At 65.0% G+C, this 15,750-nt stretch carries 13 protein-coding genes; 12 read left to right on the forward strand and 1 reads right to left on the reverse strand.

What is annotated here, in order from left to right; all coding sequences use genetic code 11:
* Positions 1-46: 46 nt before the first annotated feature.
* From PZL22_RS18650 to deoA, 12 genes are all read left to right on the forward strand, one after another.
* Complete coding sequence (locus PZL22_RS18650) at positions 47-1,195, forward strand: Gfo/Idh/MocA family protein (protein WP_003532468.1); 1,149 nt, start codon at positions 47-49, stop codon at positions 1,193-1,195.
* Between the two features lie 3 nt (positions 1,196-1,198).
* Complete coding sequence (locus tag PZL22_RS18655) at positions 1,199-2,362, forward strand: dihydrodipicolinate synthase family protein (protein WP_003532467.1); 1,164 nt, start codon at positions 1,199-1,201, stop codon at positions 2,360-2,362.
* A 10-nt stretch (positions 2,363-2,372) separates the two neighbouring features.
* Entirely contained in the window at positions 2,373-3,788 is a 1,416-nt protein-coding gene (locus PZL22_RS18660; protein ID WP_003532466.1) for an enolase C-terminal domain-like protein, read from the forward strand.
* A 17-nt stretch (positions 3,789-3,805) separates the two neighbouring features.
* Entirely contained in the window at positions 3,806-4,630 is an 825-nt protein-coding gene (locus PZL22_RS18665; RefSeq protein WP_003532465.1) for a sugar phosphate isomerase/epimerase family protein, read from the forward strand.
* Between the two features lie 57 nt (positions 4,631-4,687).
* The gene (locus PZL22_RS18670; RefSeq protein ID WP_033048964.1) at positions 4,688-5,977 is read left to right on the forward strand and encodes a Gfo/Idh/MocA family protein; all 1,290 of its coding nucleotides are present in this window, start codon (positions 4,688-4,690) and stop codon (positions 5,975-5,977) included.
* Positions 5,978-6,213: 236 nt separating this feature from the next.
* Positions 6,214-8,445, forward strand: a complete 2,232-nt coding sequence (locus PZL22_RS18675) for a heavy metal translocating P-type ATPase (RefSeq protein ID WP_284718530.1) — start codon at positions 6,214-6,216, stop codon at positions 8,443-8,445.
* Between the two features lie 270 nt (positions 8,446-8,715).
* Positions 8,716-10,251, forward strand: a complete 1,536-nt coding sequence (locus PZL22_RS18680; RefSeq protein ID WP_088217841.1) for an ABC transporter ATP-binding protein — start codon at positions 8,716-8,718, stop codon at positions 10,249-10,251.
* Complete coding sequence (locus tag PZL22_RS18685) at positions 10,248-11,381, forward strand: ABC transporter permease (RefSeq protein ID WP_003536144.1); 1,134 nt, start codon at positions 10,248-10,250, stop codon at positions 11,379-11,381. Before PZL22_RS18680 ends, PZL22_RS18685 begins: the two co-directional genes overlap by 4 nt.
* Positions 11,382-11,385: 4 nt before the next feature.
* Complete coding sequence (locus PZL22_RS18690) at positions 11,386-12,357, forward strand: ABC transporter permease (RefSeq protein WP_003536145.1); 972 nt, start codon at positions 11,386-11,388, stop codon at positions 12,355-12,357.
* A 42-nt stretch (positions 12,358-12,399) separates the two neighbouring features.
* Positions 12,400-12,819 carry a cytidine deaminase gene (locus PZL22_RS18695; RefSeq protein ID WP_153318859.1) on the forward strand — a complete coding sequence of 140 codons (420 nt, stop codon included), beginning with the start codon at positions 12,400-12,402 and terminating at the stop codon, positions 12,817-12,819.
* Positions 12,816-13,613, forward strand: coding sequence for a purine-nucleoside phosphorylase (locus tag PZL22_RS18700; protein ID WP_003536147.1), 798 nt, complete (start codon positions 12,816-12,818; stop codon positions 13,611-13,613). Before PZL22_RS18695 ends, PZL22_RS18700 begins: the two co-directional genes overlap by 4 nt.
* The gene (gene deoA / locus PZL22_RS18705) at positions 13,614-14,936 is read left to right on the forward strand and encodes a thymidine phosphorylase (protein WP_003536148.1); all 1,323 of its coding nucleotides are present in this window, start codon (positions 13,614-13,616) and stop codon (positions 14,934-14,936) included.
* Between the two features lie 103 nt (positions 14,937-15,039).
* On the opposite strand, the gene upp is transcribed toward deoA, so the two are convergent.
* Entirely contained in the window at positions 15,040-15,669 is a 630-nt protein-coding gene (gene upp, locus PZL22_RS18710) for a uracil phosphoribosyltransferase (RefSeq protein WP_003536149.1), read from the reverse strand.
* Between the last annotated feature and the right edge of the window lie 81 nt (positions 15,670-15,750).

Below are 15,750 nucleotides of genomic sequence, written 5' to 3' on the forward strand. Positions count from 1 at the left end.
GGGAGGGCTGGTTCTTCCCCTCACGGGCCTCTCAGGGAGGAACGGCATGCCGCGTTTGGGTATAATATTGCACGGTGTCACCGGCCGCATGGGATACAACCAACACCTGGTGCGTTCGATCCTGGCCATCCGTGATCGGGGCGGGATCACGCTCCAGTCGGGCGAAAGGCTGGAGATCGATCCGATCATCGTCGGCCGCAATCGCGACAAGATGGAGCAATTGGCCAAGCGCCATGATATTGCCCGCTGGTCGACCGATCTCGACGCGGCGCTTGCCGATCCGAACGACCAGATCTTCTTCGATGCCGGCACGACGCTGATGCGTGCCGAGCTCATCGGCCGCGCGCTCGACGCCGGCAAGCACGTCTATTGCGAGAAGCCGATCTCCGATGATCTGAAGACGGCGGTCAAACTGGCGCGGAAGGCGCGCGCCTCCGGGCTCAAGCATGGGGTCGTTCAGGACAAGCTGTTCCTGCCCGGCCTTCGCAAGCTGGCCCTGCTGAGGGATTCAGGCTTCTTCGGCAAGATACTCTCGGTGCGTGGCGAGTTCGGCTACTGGGTGTTCGAAGGCGATTGGGGCGTTCCGGCCCAGCGGCCCTCATGGAACTACCGGAAAAAGGACGGCGGCGGCATCATCCTCGACATGCTCTGCCACTGGCGCTACGTGCTCGACAATCTCTTCGGGGAAGTGAAGGCGGTCTCCTGCCTCGGCGCGACCCATATCCCAAGCCGCATCGACGAACAGGGTCGCGCCTACGACTGCGACACCGACGACGCGGCCTATGCCACCTTCGAACTCGAGGGCGGCATCGTCGCGCATATCAATTCCTCCTGGGCGGTGCGCGTGCGGCGCGACGATCTGGTGACGTTTCAGGTCGACGGAACCCATGGTTCCGCTGTCGCCGGGCTCACGAAGTGCTGGACGCAGCACCGCGTCAATACCCCAAAACCGGTCTGGAATCCCGATCAGCCGCAGACGATCGATTTCTACAGGACCTGGGACGAGGTGCCGGATACGCAGGCCTTCGACAACGGCTTCAAGGCGCAGTGGGAAATGTTCCTGCGCCACGTGGCGGAGGACGGTCCCTGGCCCTACGGGCTCGAGGCCGGCGCCAAGGGCGTGCAGCTTGCGGAACTCGGCCTCAAATCCTGGGCGGAGCGCCGCTGGCTCGACGTTCCGGAATTGGAGCTCTGAGCCATGGTCAGCATCGATCTTCCAATCGAAGGCAGGCTTGCCCGCTACGACCTTACCGGCCGGCCGGTGCCGTTCAACAGCCGCGATGCCAAGGCCTTTTCCAGGGTCGCCTTCGCCGCCGCCCATGTGGTCGCCGACCCGCTCGCCGACAACGATCCCTGGCTGGCGCCGGCGATCGACTGGGAGCGCACGCTCGCCTTTCGTCACCGCCTCTGGGATCTCGGTCTCGGCGTCGCCGAGTCGATGGATACAGCCCAGCGCGGCATGGGCCTCGGCTGGCCGGAAGCGCGCAAACTCATCCGCCGCTCGCTTGCCGAAGCGCGCGGCCGCCCGGACGCGCTGATCGCCTGCGGCGCCGGGACCGACCATCTGGCGCGGGGGCCGGACGTATCGATCGACGATATTCTCGCGGCCTATGAGAGCCAGATCGAGGCGATCGAGGCAGAAGGAGGCCGGGTCATCCTGATGGCGAGCCGGGCGCTTGCCGCCGCGGCAAAGGGCCCGGAGGACTATATCCGCGTCTACGACCGCATTCTCTCGCAGGTGAAGGAGCCGGTGATCATCCATTGGCTCGGCGAGATGTTCGATCCGGCGCTCGAAGGCTATTGGGGCAATGCCGACCACATGGCGGCGATGAAGACCTGCCTCGACGTCCTCGAGGCGCACGCCGCCAAGGTCGACGGCATCAAGATTTCGCTCCTTTCCAAGGAGAAGGAGATCGTGATGCGGCGGCAACTGCCGAAAGGCGTGCGCATGTATACCGGCGACGACTTCAATTATGCCGAGCTCATCGCCGGCGACGAGGAAGGGCATTCGGACGCGCTGCTCGGCATCTTCGACGCTATCGCGCCGGTGGCTTCGGCGGCGCTGGAAGCGCTGGGTAGCGGGCGGAACGGCGAATTCTTCGAATTGCTGGAGCCGACGGTGCCGCTGTCGCGCCACATCTTCAAGGCCCCGACGCGTTTCTACAAGACCGGCGTCGTCTTCCTCGCCTATCTGAACGGTCTACAGGACCATTTCGTCATGATCGGCGGGCAGCAGAGCGCCCGATCGCTCGTCCATCTCGCCGAGCTTTTCCGCCTGGCGGACAAGGCCGGGGCCCTCGCCGATCCGGAGCTTGCGACCGCGCGCATGCGGCGCGTGCTCGCCGTGCACGGCGTCGAGTGAGGCCTTTGCGATGACGGAAGCCCCGCGCGTCAGGCTGGCCGAAGCGGAGGTTTTCGAGCGGCCGGTCGAATTCCGTTTCCCCTTCCGCTTCGGATCGGCGCGCGTTGCGACCGCGCCGCAGGCCTTCGTCCGGGTGCGGGTCGAGGATGCGCGCGGCCGGTCCGCCATCGGCTGGTCGGCCGAGATGATGATGCCGAAATGGTTCGACAAGAACCCGGGCCTTTCGCCGGAGGATAATGTCGAGCAGCTTCGTGCCTCCTTGCGGCTGGCGATCGAAGGACTGACATCGCTGCAGGCGCAGACCCCCTTTGGCCTGCATGCGGCTGCCGAGGGTGATCACCACCGGGCGGCAGCCGGGCATGGTCTGCCAGCCCTTGTCGCCTCCTACGGCCTGGCGCTTCTTGACCGCGCCATCCTCGATGCGCTGTGCCGCATGACCGGAGCAAGCGCCGCCGGGGCGGTCAGAGCCAACCTGCCGGGCATCACCGGCGCCACCGCGCCCGATCTGGAAGGCTTCGACCTTGCGCGGTTCCTTTCGCGCCTCGAACCCGGCCCGAGGCTGGCCGTTCGCCATACGATCGGCCTTGCCGACGCGTTGACGGCGGCCGATCTAGCGCCCGGGCAGCGGCTGGAGGACGGACTGCCTCAGACTCTGGAAGAGGTGATCGCCGCCTATGGCCATCGTTATTTCAAGATCAAGGTTTCGGGACGCCCGGCCGAGGACACCCGGCGTCTGCTCGCCATCGCCGCGGTCCTCGACCAGCGCGTCGATGCGTATAGGGTGACGCTCGACGGCAACGAGCAGTTCGAAAATGCCGATGCCGTTGCCGATCTTCTCGACCGGATCGCCGAAGAGCCGCGTCTCGAAAAATTGCGCGCCTCGGCGCTCTTCTTCGAGCAGCCGATCGCTCGCGCCGAGGCGCTGTCGAGGCCGGTCACGGAGGTAGCCCGGCGGATGCCGCTCGAAATCGACGAGTCCGATGGCGATATCGGCGCATTTCTCCGTGCCCGCGCGCTCGGTTATGCCGGCATCTCCTCGAAGTCCTGCAAAGGCTTCTACCGGGCACTCGTCAACCGCGCTCGCGTGGAGATGTGGAACGCCGAGGCCGGGGCCGCGCGCTATTTCATGTCCGCCGAGGACCTGACGACGCAGTCGGGCCTGGCGCTCCAGCAGGACCTCGTGCTGGCAGGGCTTGTCGGCGCCGGCCACGTCGAACGCAACGGCCACCACTATGTCGACGGCATGGCCGGCGCCCCGGCGGCGGAGCAGGCCGCCTATCTCGCCCATCATGGCGATCTCTACGAAAGCGGTTCCGGGCGGGCGCGGCTGGCGATCCGGGGCGGCGAAGTCACTTTTTCCACCGTCTTGCGGTCCGTCGGCCTCGGCTCATCCGTCGAGCCGGACTGGGCGGCGATGGTATCCTGAAATCGGGAGGAGAACATATGCAGGTCGAGGGGCTTTCCATCAATCTGGCGACGATCCGGGAGCAATGCGGCTTCGCCGAAGCCGTGGATATCTGTCTGAAGCACGGCATCACGGCGATCGCGCCCTGGCGCGACCAGGTGGCGGCGATCGGCCTCGGCGAGGCCGGGCGTATCGTCCGGGCCAACGGGCTGAAGCTGACCGGGCTCTGCCGCGGCGGCTTCTTTCCGGCGCCGGACGCGTCAGGCAGGGAGAAGGCGATCGATGACAACAGGCGCGCGGTGGACGAGGCAGCGGAGCTCGGCGCCGACTGTCTGGTGCTGGTCGCCGGCGGCCTGCCGGGCGGCTCGAAGAACATCGACGCGGCCCGCCGGATGGTTGTGGAAGGGATCGCGGCAGTGCTGCCGCATGCGCGCGCGGCCGGCGTGCCGCTTGCGATCGAGCCGCTGCATCCGATGTATGCCGCCGACCGCGCCTGCGTGAACACGCTCGGCCAGGCTCTCGACATCTGCGAGACCCTTGGCCCGGGCGTCGGCGTGGCGATCGACGTCTATCACGTCTGGTGGGACCCCGATCTGGCCAATCAGATCGCGCGGGCCGGCAAAATGAAGGCGATCCTCGCTCACCACATCTGCGATTGGCTCGTGCCCACGAAGGACATGCTGACGGATCGCGGCATGATGGGCGACGGCGTCATCGATCTCAAGGGCATCCGGCGGCGGATCGAGGCGGCCGGCTTCCACGGGGCGCAGGAGGTCGAGATATTCTCCGCAGACAACTGGTGGAAGCGCCCGGCCGACGAGGTGATCGCGACCTGTGTGGAACGCTACCGGAATTGCTGCTGATATGCTGGGGCAGGATGTTTCTCCTACAAGACATGACAGGGATTGCGTGAGGGTATGATGGACAACAAGCGTCGCTTTGCGCTGGTCGGCACCGGCAACCGCGGAACCACCATGTGGGGCAGGGATCTTCTGGCCGGCTGGCGCGGCCTCGTCGATCTCGTCGCCATTGCCGATACGAACGCGCTGCGGGCCGAGCGCGCCCGCACGATGATCGCCACCAATGCGCCTGTTTACGGCAATGTCGATGCGATGCTTGCCGAAACGCGCCCCGATCTCGTCATCGTCTGCACGCCGGACGACACGCATGACGATTTCGTCGTGCGCGCATTGGAGTCCGGCGCCGACGTCATCACCGAAAAGCCGATGTCGACCACGGTCGAGAAGATCCGCCGCATTCTCGACGCGGAGAAGCGGACCGGGCGGCGGGTGGACGTTTCCTTCAACTACCGCTTCGCGCCGACCGCAGCGCGCATCAAGGAACTCCTCAATGCCGGCGAGATCGGCCGCGTCACCTCGGTCGACTTCCACTGGTATCTCGATACGCGCCACGGCGCCGATTATTTCCGCCGCTGGCACGCCTATGCGGAACACTCGGGCAGCCTCTTCGTGCATAAGGCGACACACCATTTCGATCTCCTGAACTGGTATCTCGACAGCGATCCGGAGGCGGTCAGCGCCATTGCCGACCTGCAGATGTACGGCCGCAGGGGACCGTTTCGCGGGCCGCGCTGCAAGCTCTGTCCTCACAAGAGCGAGTGCGACTTCTACCTCGATCTCGAAGCCGATCCGTTTCTCGACTCGCTCTATGAGGAACCTTCCGAAATCGACAGCTATTTCCGCGACGGCTGCGTCTTCCGCGAGGACATCGACATCCCCGACACGATGGTCGCGAATATCCGCTACCGCAACGACGTCCACGTCTCCTATTCGCTCAATACCTTCCAGCCGATTGAAGGCCATCACATCGCCTTCAACGGTACGAAGGGCAGGATCGAGCTTCGCCAGTACGAGGACCAGCCCTGGGAGACGCCGCCCGAGGACGAGATCCTGCTCGTCCGCAACTTTCCGAAGGGCAAGCCGGCGATGGAACGGATCACGGTGCCGCATTTTCCCGGCGGGCACTATGGCGGCGACGACCGGCTGCGGAATACGCTCTTCGAGCCGGATGCGAAGGATCCGCTGGGACAGCGCGCCGGCGCGCGGGCCGGTGCCATGTCGGTCCTTTGCGGCATTGCGGCGCTTCAGAGTTCGCGTACCGGCAAGATCGTCCGCCTGGCTGATCTGATGCCGGAATTGTTCACCGACGGGGCGCAGCCGATGCGCAAGCTCGCGGCGAATGCCGGGTAGGGCGTAGTCGGGGTTAGAGTACTTCCAGGAAAAGTGTGTAACGGTTTTCCGTCCGGAAGTGCGTTAGATCACTTTGATCTGCTGCATGTTTTTGTCCTTTAATCGGATACGATTAAAGGAAACATGCAGTAGGCGCTAACCGCGTCAAAGTCGGAAGTCTGACCTGCACATTTTCCCTCTTGAACCTCTAGCCGCTAGAGGACTTAGCCTGCTTCCGGTTTCGTAAGGAGCATGGAATGACAGGCATATTTCGGGAAACGAGATTTCGCGTCGATGGGATGGATTGCGCATCCTGCGCTGCCAAGATCGACACGGCCGTAAGGCGGGTTGCAGGGGTCGAGGACGTCAATGTCTCGGTGGCCGCCGGCACCATGACCGTCCGGCATGCGGCGCGCGACGATATCGGCGCGCAGGTGATGCGGAAGGTCGGTGTCCTCGGCTACGGTCTTTCGCCGCTTGACGTTGCGGCGGAACGGCAGCCGGCTCAGAGCGAGCACGCCTGCTGCGGCCACGACCATGCCGCGGGCTCTGCGCATGGCGAAGCGAGTCACGATCACGGGCATTCAACCGCCCTTCCGGCAAGCACGAAGCCGTCCTCCCGTTTCACGGCGCCGTTGCCATGGTGGCGAACGGCAAAAGGCAAGCTCACGCTCGCCTGTGGCGTTGCCCTTGCCTCAGCCTATGCGATCGGCCAGTTCGTTCCCGCCACCGAGCCCTGGATTTTCACCCTCGCCATGCTCGTCGGCCTGTTGCCGATCGCAAGACGTGCGCTCATGGCAGCACTTTCCGGCACACCTTTCTCGATCGAGATGCTGATGACCATTGCGGCCGCCGGTGCCGTCTTCATCGGCGCCGGCGAGGAAGCGGCCATGGTCGTCTTCCTCTTCCTGATCGGGGAACTGCTGGAGGGCGTTGCCGCGGGCAAGGCGCGGGCGAGCATACAGGCGCTGACGGCGCTCGTGCCGAAATCGGCGCTCCTCGAAGAAAACGGCAGGACTGTGGAGGTTCCCGCCGAAAGCCTGGCCCCTGGCGCCATCGTCCTCGTCCGTCCCGGCGACCGGCTCCCGGCCGATGGCATCATCGTCTCCGGCGAGAGCAGCGTCGACGAGGCGCCGGTGACCGGCGAGAGCACGCCCGTCCTGAAGGAAGCCGGCGCGAATGTCTTTGCCGGAACCGTCAATGGTGACGGCGCGCTGCGGGTGCGCGTCACCGCCGCGGCGGCCGACAATACCATCGGGCGCGTCATCAGGCTTGTCGAAGAGGCGCAGGAGAAGAAGGCGCCGACGGAGCGTTTCATCGATCGCTTCTCCCGCTATTACACGCCGGGCGTGGTGCTCGTCGCGGCATTGGTCGCGGTCATCCCGCCGCTCTTCTTCGGCGGCCTGTGGCAGGATTGGATTTATAAAGGGCTCGCGCTTCTCCTGATCGGTTGCCCCTGCGCCCTCGTCATCTCCACGCCGGCCGCGATCGCCGCGAGCCTTTCGGCAGGTGCACGCCGCGGTCTTCTGATCAAGGGCGGCGCCGTCCTCGAAAATCTCGGCAGGATCACAGCCGTCGCCTTCGACAAGACCGGAACGCTCACCGAAGGCAGGCCGAAGCTGACCGACATCGTCGGCTTCGGCAGATCGGAGGCGGAGATCCTCGGCTACGCCGCTGCGCTCGAACAGGGATCCAGCCATCCGCTGGCCCGTGCCGTCCTGTCGCGTGCCGAAGCCGATGGCTTGGCGCTCCTTCCCGTCGAAGGCGCCAGGGCCATCGGCGGCAAGGGTGTTGCCGCTTCCGCAGACGGCGTCGAGCTTTTCCTCGGCTCGCCCGAGGCGGCCCGGGAGCGCGCGCCGCTGGCGGCGGAAGACCTGGCTCGGATTGAAACCCTGCAGGGTGAGGGGAAGACCGTCTCCGTGCTCGTCGTCGGCGGGAGGGCAGCCGGAGCGCTTGCCATGCGCGACGAGCCGCGTGCGGATGCCGCGGCGGGCCTGAGGGCGCTCGCCGATCAGGGTTTGCGAGTGGTGATGCTCACCGGCGACAACCGGGCGACGGCCGAGGCGATCGCCGGCCGGATCGGGGGCATCGAGGCGCATGCCAGGCTTCTGCCGGAGGACAAACAGCGCATCGTAAGCAGGCTCAGGGCCGAGGGTCTCGTGGTGGCGAAGGTCGGCGACGGCATCAACGACGCGCCGGCTCTCGCGGCGGCGGATGTCGGTATAGCCGTTGGCGGCGGCACCGATGTGGCGCTGGAAACGGCCGATGCCGCCAGCCTCCATGCCCGCGTCTCGGACGTCGCGGCGATGGTGAAGCTGTCGCGGGTGACGATGCGCAACATTCACCAGAACATCGCGATCGCGCTCGGCCTCAAGGCCGTGTTCCTGGCAACGACGATCGCCGGCGTGACGGGTCTCTGGCCGGCGATCCTCGCCGATACCGGCGCGACTGTCCTGGTGACGGTCAACGCATTGAGGCTGCTGCGTTAGTTGTCCAAGCGCTGACAAGACCCCTCCCTGCCGCCCTTGCGGGAGGGGAAGCGCGAGACACGCCATGCAACCGTGCCCATCGGCTGCAATCTCCCCTGTGTATATTCGCGCTGGACTCTCACCAGCGATCCTATGAAAGTATAAGGAGATCTCGTCGCCCAGGCTTTCGCGCCTGAAAATCGATGATAAACTTATACCAAATGGTAAAAAAATTGTCGGCACGGTTTCTGCGATGAGCCGAAGCGGGCAAAAAGGGGATCGCAGGCCAATATGAACAATATTGCCATCGAATTGCGTGGAATAGACAAGAGCTTCGGGCTGGTCCACGCCAACAGGAACATCAATCTCAGGGTTCGCAAGGGCACGATCCACGGCATCATCGGGGAAAACGGTGCCGGCAAGTCGACGCTGATGTCGATCCTTTATGGTTTCTATCAGGCCGACAACGGTGAGATCCTGGTCGACGGCAAGCCTGTTTCCATTCGCGATCCGAATGCGGCGATCTCCGTGGGGATCGGCATGGTCCACCAGCACTTCATGCTGGTCGAGAACTTCACCGTGCTCGAAAACGTCATGTTGGGCGCCGAAGACAGCCAGATCCTCAACAAGGGCATCGCCAAGGCGCGGCAGGAGCTGAAACGGCTGGAGAAGGAATATGCCCTCGAGGTCAATCCGGACGCCCTGATCGAGGAGCTGCCGGTCGGCCTGCAGCAGCGCGTGGAGATCCTGAAGGCGCTTTATCGCCGGGCCGATATATTGATCCTCGACGAGCCGACCGGCGTCCTGACGCCGGCCGAGGCGGACCACCTGTTCCGCATCCTCGGGCAGCTCAAGGCTCAGGGAAAGACGATCATCCTCATCACCCATAAGCTGCGCGAGATCATGGCGATCACCGACGAGGTCTCGGTCATGCGCCGCGGCGAGATGGTGGCGACGCGCACGACGCGTGAAACCTCGGTCGAGGAGCTGGCCGAGCTGATGGTCGGCCGGCGCGTGCTGCTTCGTGTCGAGAAGGGCGAGAGCAATCCCGGTGACGTGAAGCTCGCCGTCCAGGGGCTGACGGTCAAGGACAGCCGCGGCGTGACCATGGTCGACAACGTCTCCTTCGAGGTTCGTGCAGGCGAGATCGTCGGCATCGCCGGCGTGGCCGGCAACGGCCAGTCGGAACTGCTCGAAGCGATCGCCGGCATCCGCAAGGCCGCCTCCGGGACGGTTCTCCTCAACGGCAGGCCGGTGGACGTGACGGGCAACGCAGACGCGGCCGAACTCAGGGGTCGCGGACTGGCGCATGTGCCAGAAGACCGGCATCACGTCGGGCTCGTGCTCAAATTCGAGGAGTGCGAAAACGCGATCCTCGGTTACCACCATGACCCGCGCTTCGCCAACGGCATGTTCCTGAACATCGATGCGATCCGCAAGGATGCCGAGGAGAAGATTGCCAAATATGATATTCGCCCGCCGAATGCGCGGCTGAGGACGGCCAACTTCTCCGGCGGCAACCAGCAGAAGGTCGTGCTTGCGCGCGAGATGGAGCGGGATCCGGACGTCCTCATCATCGGCCAGCCGACCCGCGGCGTAGATGTCGGCGCGATCGAATTCATCCACAAGCGGATCATCGAGATGCGCGATCAGGGCAAGGCCGTTCTGCTGGTCTCGGTGGAACTCGACGAGATCCGTTCCCTTTCCGACCGCATCCTCGTGATGTTCGCCGGACGCGTCGTCGGCGAACGCAGCCCCGAGGCGACCGAGGGCGAGCTCGGCCTGCTGATGGCCGGCGTCGAAGGCCGCAAGGAGGCCGCAGAATGAGTACGCCCTATGCGAAACTCCCGGGATGGGTGGAATATGGCCTCATCCCGCTGATCAATCTTGCCGTCGCCTTCCTCGTCGCCGGCCTCGTCGTTCTCCTCGTCGGCGAAAACCCGCTCGAAGCCGCCTATCATCTCATCAACGGTGCCTTCGGCCGCGGCGAATATATCGGCTTCACGCTCTATTACGCGACGACCTTCATCTTCACCGGGCTCGCGGTGGCGGTCGCCTTTCATGCCGGTCTTTTCAACATCGGCGGCGAGGGGCAGGCCTATGTCGGCGGCATCGGCGTGGCGCTCGCCTGCCTCTGGCTCGACCAGACGATGCCCTGGTACGTGGTCTTCCCGCTCGCCATCGTCGGGTCCGCCTTCTTCGGCGCGCTCTGGGCGTTCCTGCCCGGCTGGCTGCAGGCCAAACGCGGCAGCCATATCGTCATCACCACCATCATGTTCAATTTCATTGCCTCGAGCCTGATGGTCTATCTGCTGACCCGCGTGCTGAAGCCGCTCGGCTCCATGGCGCCGCAGACGCGGACCTTCGCCGAGGGCGGGCAATTGCCGAAGCTCGACTGGCTGCTGTCGATCTTCGGCCTCAATATCGGCACGGCGCCGTTCAACATCTCCTTCCTCCTGGCGCTGGCGGCCGCCTTCGCGGTCTGGGTGCTGATCTGGCGCACCAGGCTCGGCTACGAGATGCGCACCATGGGCCATAGCCCGTCTGCCGCGCGCTATGCCGGTATCAGCGAAAGCCGCATCACCGTCGTCGCCATGATGATATCAGGCGGTCTTGCCGGCATGATGGCGCTGAACCCGATCATGGGCGAGCAGTTCCGCATGCAGCTCGATTTCGTGCAAGGCGCCGGCTTCGTCGGCATCGCGGTCGCGCTGATGGGGCGCTCGCATCCGGGCGGCATCATTCCCGCCGCGATCCTTTTCGGCGTGCTCTATCAGGGCGGCGCCGAGATCGCCTTCGAGATGCCTTCGATCTCCCGGGACATGATCGTCATCATCCAGGGTCTCGTGATCCTTTTTGCCGGGGCGCTCGAGAACATGTTCCGGCCGGCGATCACGCGCGCCTTCGCGGCGCGGGGCCAGCGCGCGGCCGCCGTCGTTCAGACCAAGGGAGCCTGAAACCATGGATTTCTTCCACGTTCTCGTCGTGCTCCTGGAATCGACGATCCGCGTCTCCGTGCCGCTGGTCTTCGCAGCCCTTGCCGGCCTCTTCACCGAACGCGCCGGCGTCTTCGACATCGGCCTCGAGGGCAAGATGCTCGGTGCGGCCTTTGCCGCCGGTGCGGCGGCAGCCGTCACGCAGTCCGTCTGGGTGGGGCTCGGTGCGGCGATCCTCGTTTCCGTGGCCCTGTCGCTCGTCCACGGCTATGCTTCGATCACCCAGCGCGGCAACCAGATCGTCTCGGGTGTGGCGATCAACTTCATCGTCGCCGGTTCCACCGTGATCCTGGGGGAGGCCTGGTTCCGGCAGGGCGGCCGCACGCCGGCGCTCGCCGAAGGCGCGCGATTCCAGACGATCAACTTCCCCGACGCGGACATGATCCGCGAGATCCCCGTCCTCGGGCCGGTCTATGCGGACCTTCTGTCCGGCCATTTCCTGCTCACCTATCTCGCCTTCGCGATGGTGCCGATCAGCTGGTGGATTCTCTACCGCACCCGTTTCGGCCTGAGGCTGCGCGCCGTCGGCGAGAATCCGGGCGCGGTCGATACCGCCGGCATCTCGGTGATCTGGCTCAGATATCGCGCGGTCATCTGCTGCGGCATTCTCTGCGGCTTTGCCGGCGCCTATCTGTCGCTGGCGATGACGGCGGGCTTCGTCAAGGGCATGACGGCGGGCAAGGGCTATATCGCGCTCGCGGCGCTCATCTTCGCCAAATGGCGCCCGCTCAATATCATGTTTGCCTGCCTGCTCTTCGGCTTCCTCGACGCGCTCGCCATCCGTCTGCAGGGCACGCCCTTGCCGCTTGTCGGCCAGGTTCCGGTGCAGCTCATGCAGGCGCTGCCCTATATCCTCACCGTCATCCTGCTTGCCGGCTTCATCGGCAAGGCCATTCCGCCGAAGGCGGGCGGCGTACCCTATGTGAAGGAGCGCTAATGCATGTCGCCCGAAAGTGCGCAGCGGTTTCGGGATAACGATATGCATAACTATAAGGAAAAACCCATGTCCAAGGACGAACTCTTTGTCGCGGCGCGTGAAGCCATGGCAAAGGCGCACGCGCCCTATTCCAAGTTTCCGGTAGGCGCCGCCATTCGCGCCGAGGACGGCAGGATCTATACGGGCGCAAACATCGAGAACCTGTCCTTTCCGGAGGGCTGGTGCGCCGAGACGACGGCGATCAGCCATATGGTGATGGCCGGCCAGCGCAAGATCACGGAAGTCGCGGTGGTGGCCGAGAAACTCGCGCTCTGCCCGCCCTGCGGCGGCTGCCGCCAGCGGCTGGCGGAATTTTCCGGTGCGAGCACCCGCATCTATCTTTGCGACGAAACGGGGATCAGGAAGACGCTGGCGCTCTCCGACCTGCTGCCGCACAGCTTCGAGACGGAGATTCTCGGATGACGGCGGCGGCGGACTTCCTCAAGGGCAGGCTCGGAGCGCTTGCGCCCCGCTACGGGATCGTGCTCGGTTCCGGCCTCGGCTCTCTCGTCAACGCGGTGGCGGAGCCGCTGCGCATCCCCTATGCGGACATACCGGGCTTTCCGGTGAGCAGCGTTTCCGGCCATGCCGGCGAGTTCGTGGCGGGCAGGATCGGCGACACTCCCGTCGCCGTGCTTTCCGGCCGTGCCCATTATTACGAACGCGGCGACGCCAATGCCATGCGCGTGCCGATCGAAACGCTGAAGCGGATCGGCGTCGAGAACCTGATCCTCACCAATTCCGCCGGGTCGCTGCGCGAAGACATGCCGCCGGGCTCGGTCATGCGCATTGCCGATCACATCGCCTTTGCCGGCGCCAATCCGCTGATCGGCGTCGAAAGCGATGAGCGCTTCGTCGGCATGACAAATGCCTATGACGCGGCGCTGGCCATAGGGATGGAGGAGGCCGCCGAACGCCTCGGCATCCCGCTCGCGCGCGGCGTCTATATGTGGTTCTCCGGGCCGAGCTTCGAGACGCCGGCCGAAATCCGCATGGCCCGCATCCTCGGTGCCGATGCGGTCGGCATGTCCACGGTGCCGGAGGTCATTCTCGCCCGGTTCTTCGGGCTCAAGGTCGCCGCCGCCTCCGTCGTCACCAATTTCGCCGCCGGCATGACCGGGTCGGAACTCAGCCATGAAGAAACCAAGCAAATGGCGCCGCTCGGCGGCACGCGGCTGGCGGCAATCCTGAAAGAGATGATCTCGAGCGAAGGCTGAATGGCCATGCTTCCGCAGGAAATCATACGAAAGAAAAGGGACGGCGATCGGCTCGATCCGGCGGAGATCGCCGGTTTCATCGCGGGCGTGACCGATGGCTCGGTCTCGGAAGGGCAGGCGGCCGCCTTCGCCATGGCGGTCTGGTTCTCCGGCATGAATCGCGACGAATGCGTGGCGCTGACGTTGGCGATGCGCGATTCCGGGGAAACGCTCGACTGGAGCGATCTCGCACGCCCCATTGTCGACAAGCACTCGACGGGCGGCGTCGGCGACAATGTCTCGCTCATGCTGGCGCCGATCGTCGCCGCCTGCGGTGCGGCCGTGCCGATGATTTCGGGCCGGGGGCTCGGCCACACCGGCGGGACGCTCGACAAGCTCGAATCGATCCCCGGCTATGACATCCAGCCTTCGCCGGAACTGTTCCGCCGCGTGGCCGACGAGGTCGGCTGCGCGATCATCGGCCAGACGGCCGATCTGGCGCCGGCCGACAAGCGCCTCTATGCGATCCGCGACGTGACGGCGACGGTCGATTCGGTGCCGCTGATCACCGCATCGATCCTGTCGAAAAAGCTCGCCGCAGGGCTACGGTCGCTGGTGCTCGACGTCAAGCTCGGCAACGGGTCCTTCATGACCGATCCTGCCGAAACCGAAGTCCTGGCGCGTTCGCTTGTCGAGGTCGCCAATGGTGCGGGCGTGCGCACCTCTGCGCTGATCACCGACATGAACGAGCCGCTGGCGGACGCGGCTGGCAACGCGCTCGAAATCGAGAACTGCCTGGCTTATCTGCGCGGCGAGAAAGCGGGAACCCGCCTCGATCAGGTCGTGATGGCCTTGGCTGCGGAGATGCTCGTTGCAGCGGGTATTGCGGCTCACGAAGCCGAAGCCGAAGCCATGGCGCGGCGCGTTTTGGGGAGCGGGGAGGCGATGGAGCGCTTCGGCCTCATGGTGCATCGGCTCGGCGGCCCTGCCGATTTTGTCGATCGCCCGGGCGCTCATCTTGCCAAGGCACCTGCGATCCTTGCCGTGCCGGCGGGCCGGCATGGTTATCTCACGTCCTGCGAGACGCGCGAACTGGGAATGGCGGTCATCGAGCTCGGCGGCGGGCGCATCCGCCCGGATGACCGGATCGATCACCGCGTCGGTCTTACCGGCCTGAGGCCGCTCGGAACGAAAGTCGAAAAGGGCGAGCCGATCGCCTTCGTCCATGCTGCCGACCGAAGCCGGGCCGAGGCGATCGCAAAACGGGTCGCAACGCTCTATGCGATCGCAGACGAGGAGCCGGGGCGACGGCCGGTGATCGTTTCGAAGCTCAGAGCGGGATGAGGAAAAGTGTGTGCGGTTTTACGCCCGCATCCCGCAACTTATCAGACTCGTTGACGAGGTGCAGCGCCGTTTTCCGAGGCGACAGGACGGCAGGCCGAAAGCCCTACTTCGTTCCGTACATGCGGTCGCCCGCATCGCCGAGGCCCGGCACGATATAGCCCTTCTCGTTGAGATGGCTGTCGATCGAGGCCGTGAAGATCGGCACGTCCGGATGGGCGCCCTGGAAGTTCCGGATACCCTCCGGAGCGGCAAGCAGGCAAAGGAAGCGGATGTTGCGCGCACCGCGCTCCTTGAGCTTCTCGATGGCCGCGATCGCGGAATTGCCGGTGGCGAGCATCGGGTCGACGACGATGACGAGGCGTTCGTTGATGTTGTCCGGAGCCTTGAAGAAATATTCGACCGCCTGCAGAGTCTCGTGGTCCCGGTAGACGCCGATATGCGCAACGCGCGCCGAGGGTACCAATTCGAGCATGCCCTCGAGCAGGCCGTTGCCGGCGCGCAGGATGGAAGCGAAGACGAGCTTCTTGCCCTCGAGCACCGGCGCGTCGGTTTCCACGAGAGGCGTTTCGATCCGTTCGGTCGTCAGCTCCAGGTCGCGCGTGACCTCGTAGCAGAGCAGCGTCGAGATTTCCTTGAGCAGCCGGCGAAAGCCCGCAGTCGACGTTTCCTTCTTGCGCATGATGGTCAGCTTGTGCTGCACCAGCGGATGACCGATCACCGTTACGCCGTCCATGGCTCATCTTCCCCGCGAAAATTGGCTATCCACCCTCTTTTCCATGGAAAGGGCGGGGGCCGCAAGGGTGTAGGTGGAACT

The sequence above is a fragment of the Ensifer meliloti genome, from assembly GCF_030064585.1.
GTDB classification, from domain to species: Bacteria; Pseudomonadota; Alphaproteobacteria; order Rhizobiales; family Rhizobiaceae; genus Sinorhizobium; species Sinorhizobium meliloti.

Excerpts from the sequence above, each read along its gene's own strand:
- PZL22_RS18680 (WP_088217841.1), top strand. The coding sequence starts at position 8,716 with ATGAACAATATTGCCATCGAATTGCGTGGAATAGACAAGAGCTTCGGG.
- PZL22_RS18670 (WP_033048964.1), top strand. The coding sequence starts at position 4,688 with ATGGACAACAAGCGTCGCTTTGCGCTGGTCGGCACCGGCAACCGCGGA.
- PZL22_RS18695 (WP_153318859.1), top strand. The coding sequence starts at position 12,400 with ATGCATAACTATAAGGAAAAACCCATGTCCAAGGACGAACTCTTTGTC.
- PZL22_RS18700 (WP_003536147.1), top strand. The coding sequence starts at position 12,816 with ATGACGGCGGCGGCGGACTTCCTCAAGGGCAGGCTCGGAGCGCTTGCG.
- PZL22_RS18675 (WP_284718530.1), top strand. The coding sequence starts at position 6,214 with ATGACAGGCATATTTCGGGAAACGAGATTTCGCGTCGATGGGATGGAT.
- upp (WP_003536149.1), bottom strand. The coding sequence starts at position 15,669 with ATGGACGGCGTAACGGTGATCGGTCATCCGCTGGTGCAGCACAAGCTG.
- PZL22_RS18665 (WP_003532465.1), top strand. The coding sequence starts at position 3,806 with ATGCAGGTCGAGGGGCTTTCCATCAATCTGGCGACGATCCGGGAGCAA.
- PZL22_RS18660 (WP_003532466.1), top strand. The coding sequence starts at position 2,373 with ATGACGGAAGCCCCGCGCGTCAGGCTGGCCGAAGCGGAGGTTTTCGAG.
- PZL22_RS18650 (WP_003532468.1), top strand. The coding sequence starts at position 47 with ATGCCGCGTTTGGGTATAATATTGCACGGTGTCACCGGCCGCATGGGA.
- deoA (WP_003536148.1), top strand. The coding sequence starts at position 13,614 with ATGGCCATGCTTCCGCAGGAAATCATACGAAAGAAAAGGGACGGCGAT.
- PZL22_RS18690 (WP_003536145.1), top strand. The coding sequence starts at position 11,386 with ATGGATTTCTTCCACGTTCTCGTCGTGCTCCTGGAATCGACGATCCGC.
- PZL22_RS18655 (WP_003532467.1), top strand. The coding sequence starts at position 1,199 with ATGGTCAGCATCGATCTTCCAATCGAAGGCAGGCTTGCCCGCTACGAC.
- PZL22_RS18685 (WP_003536144.1), top strand. The coding sequence starts at position 10,248 with ATGAGTACGCCCTATGCGAAACTCCCGGGATGGGTGGAATATGGCCTC.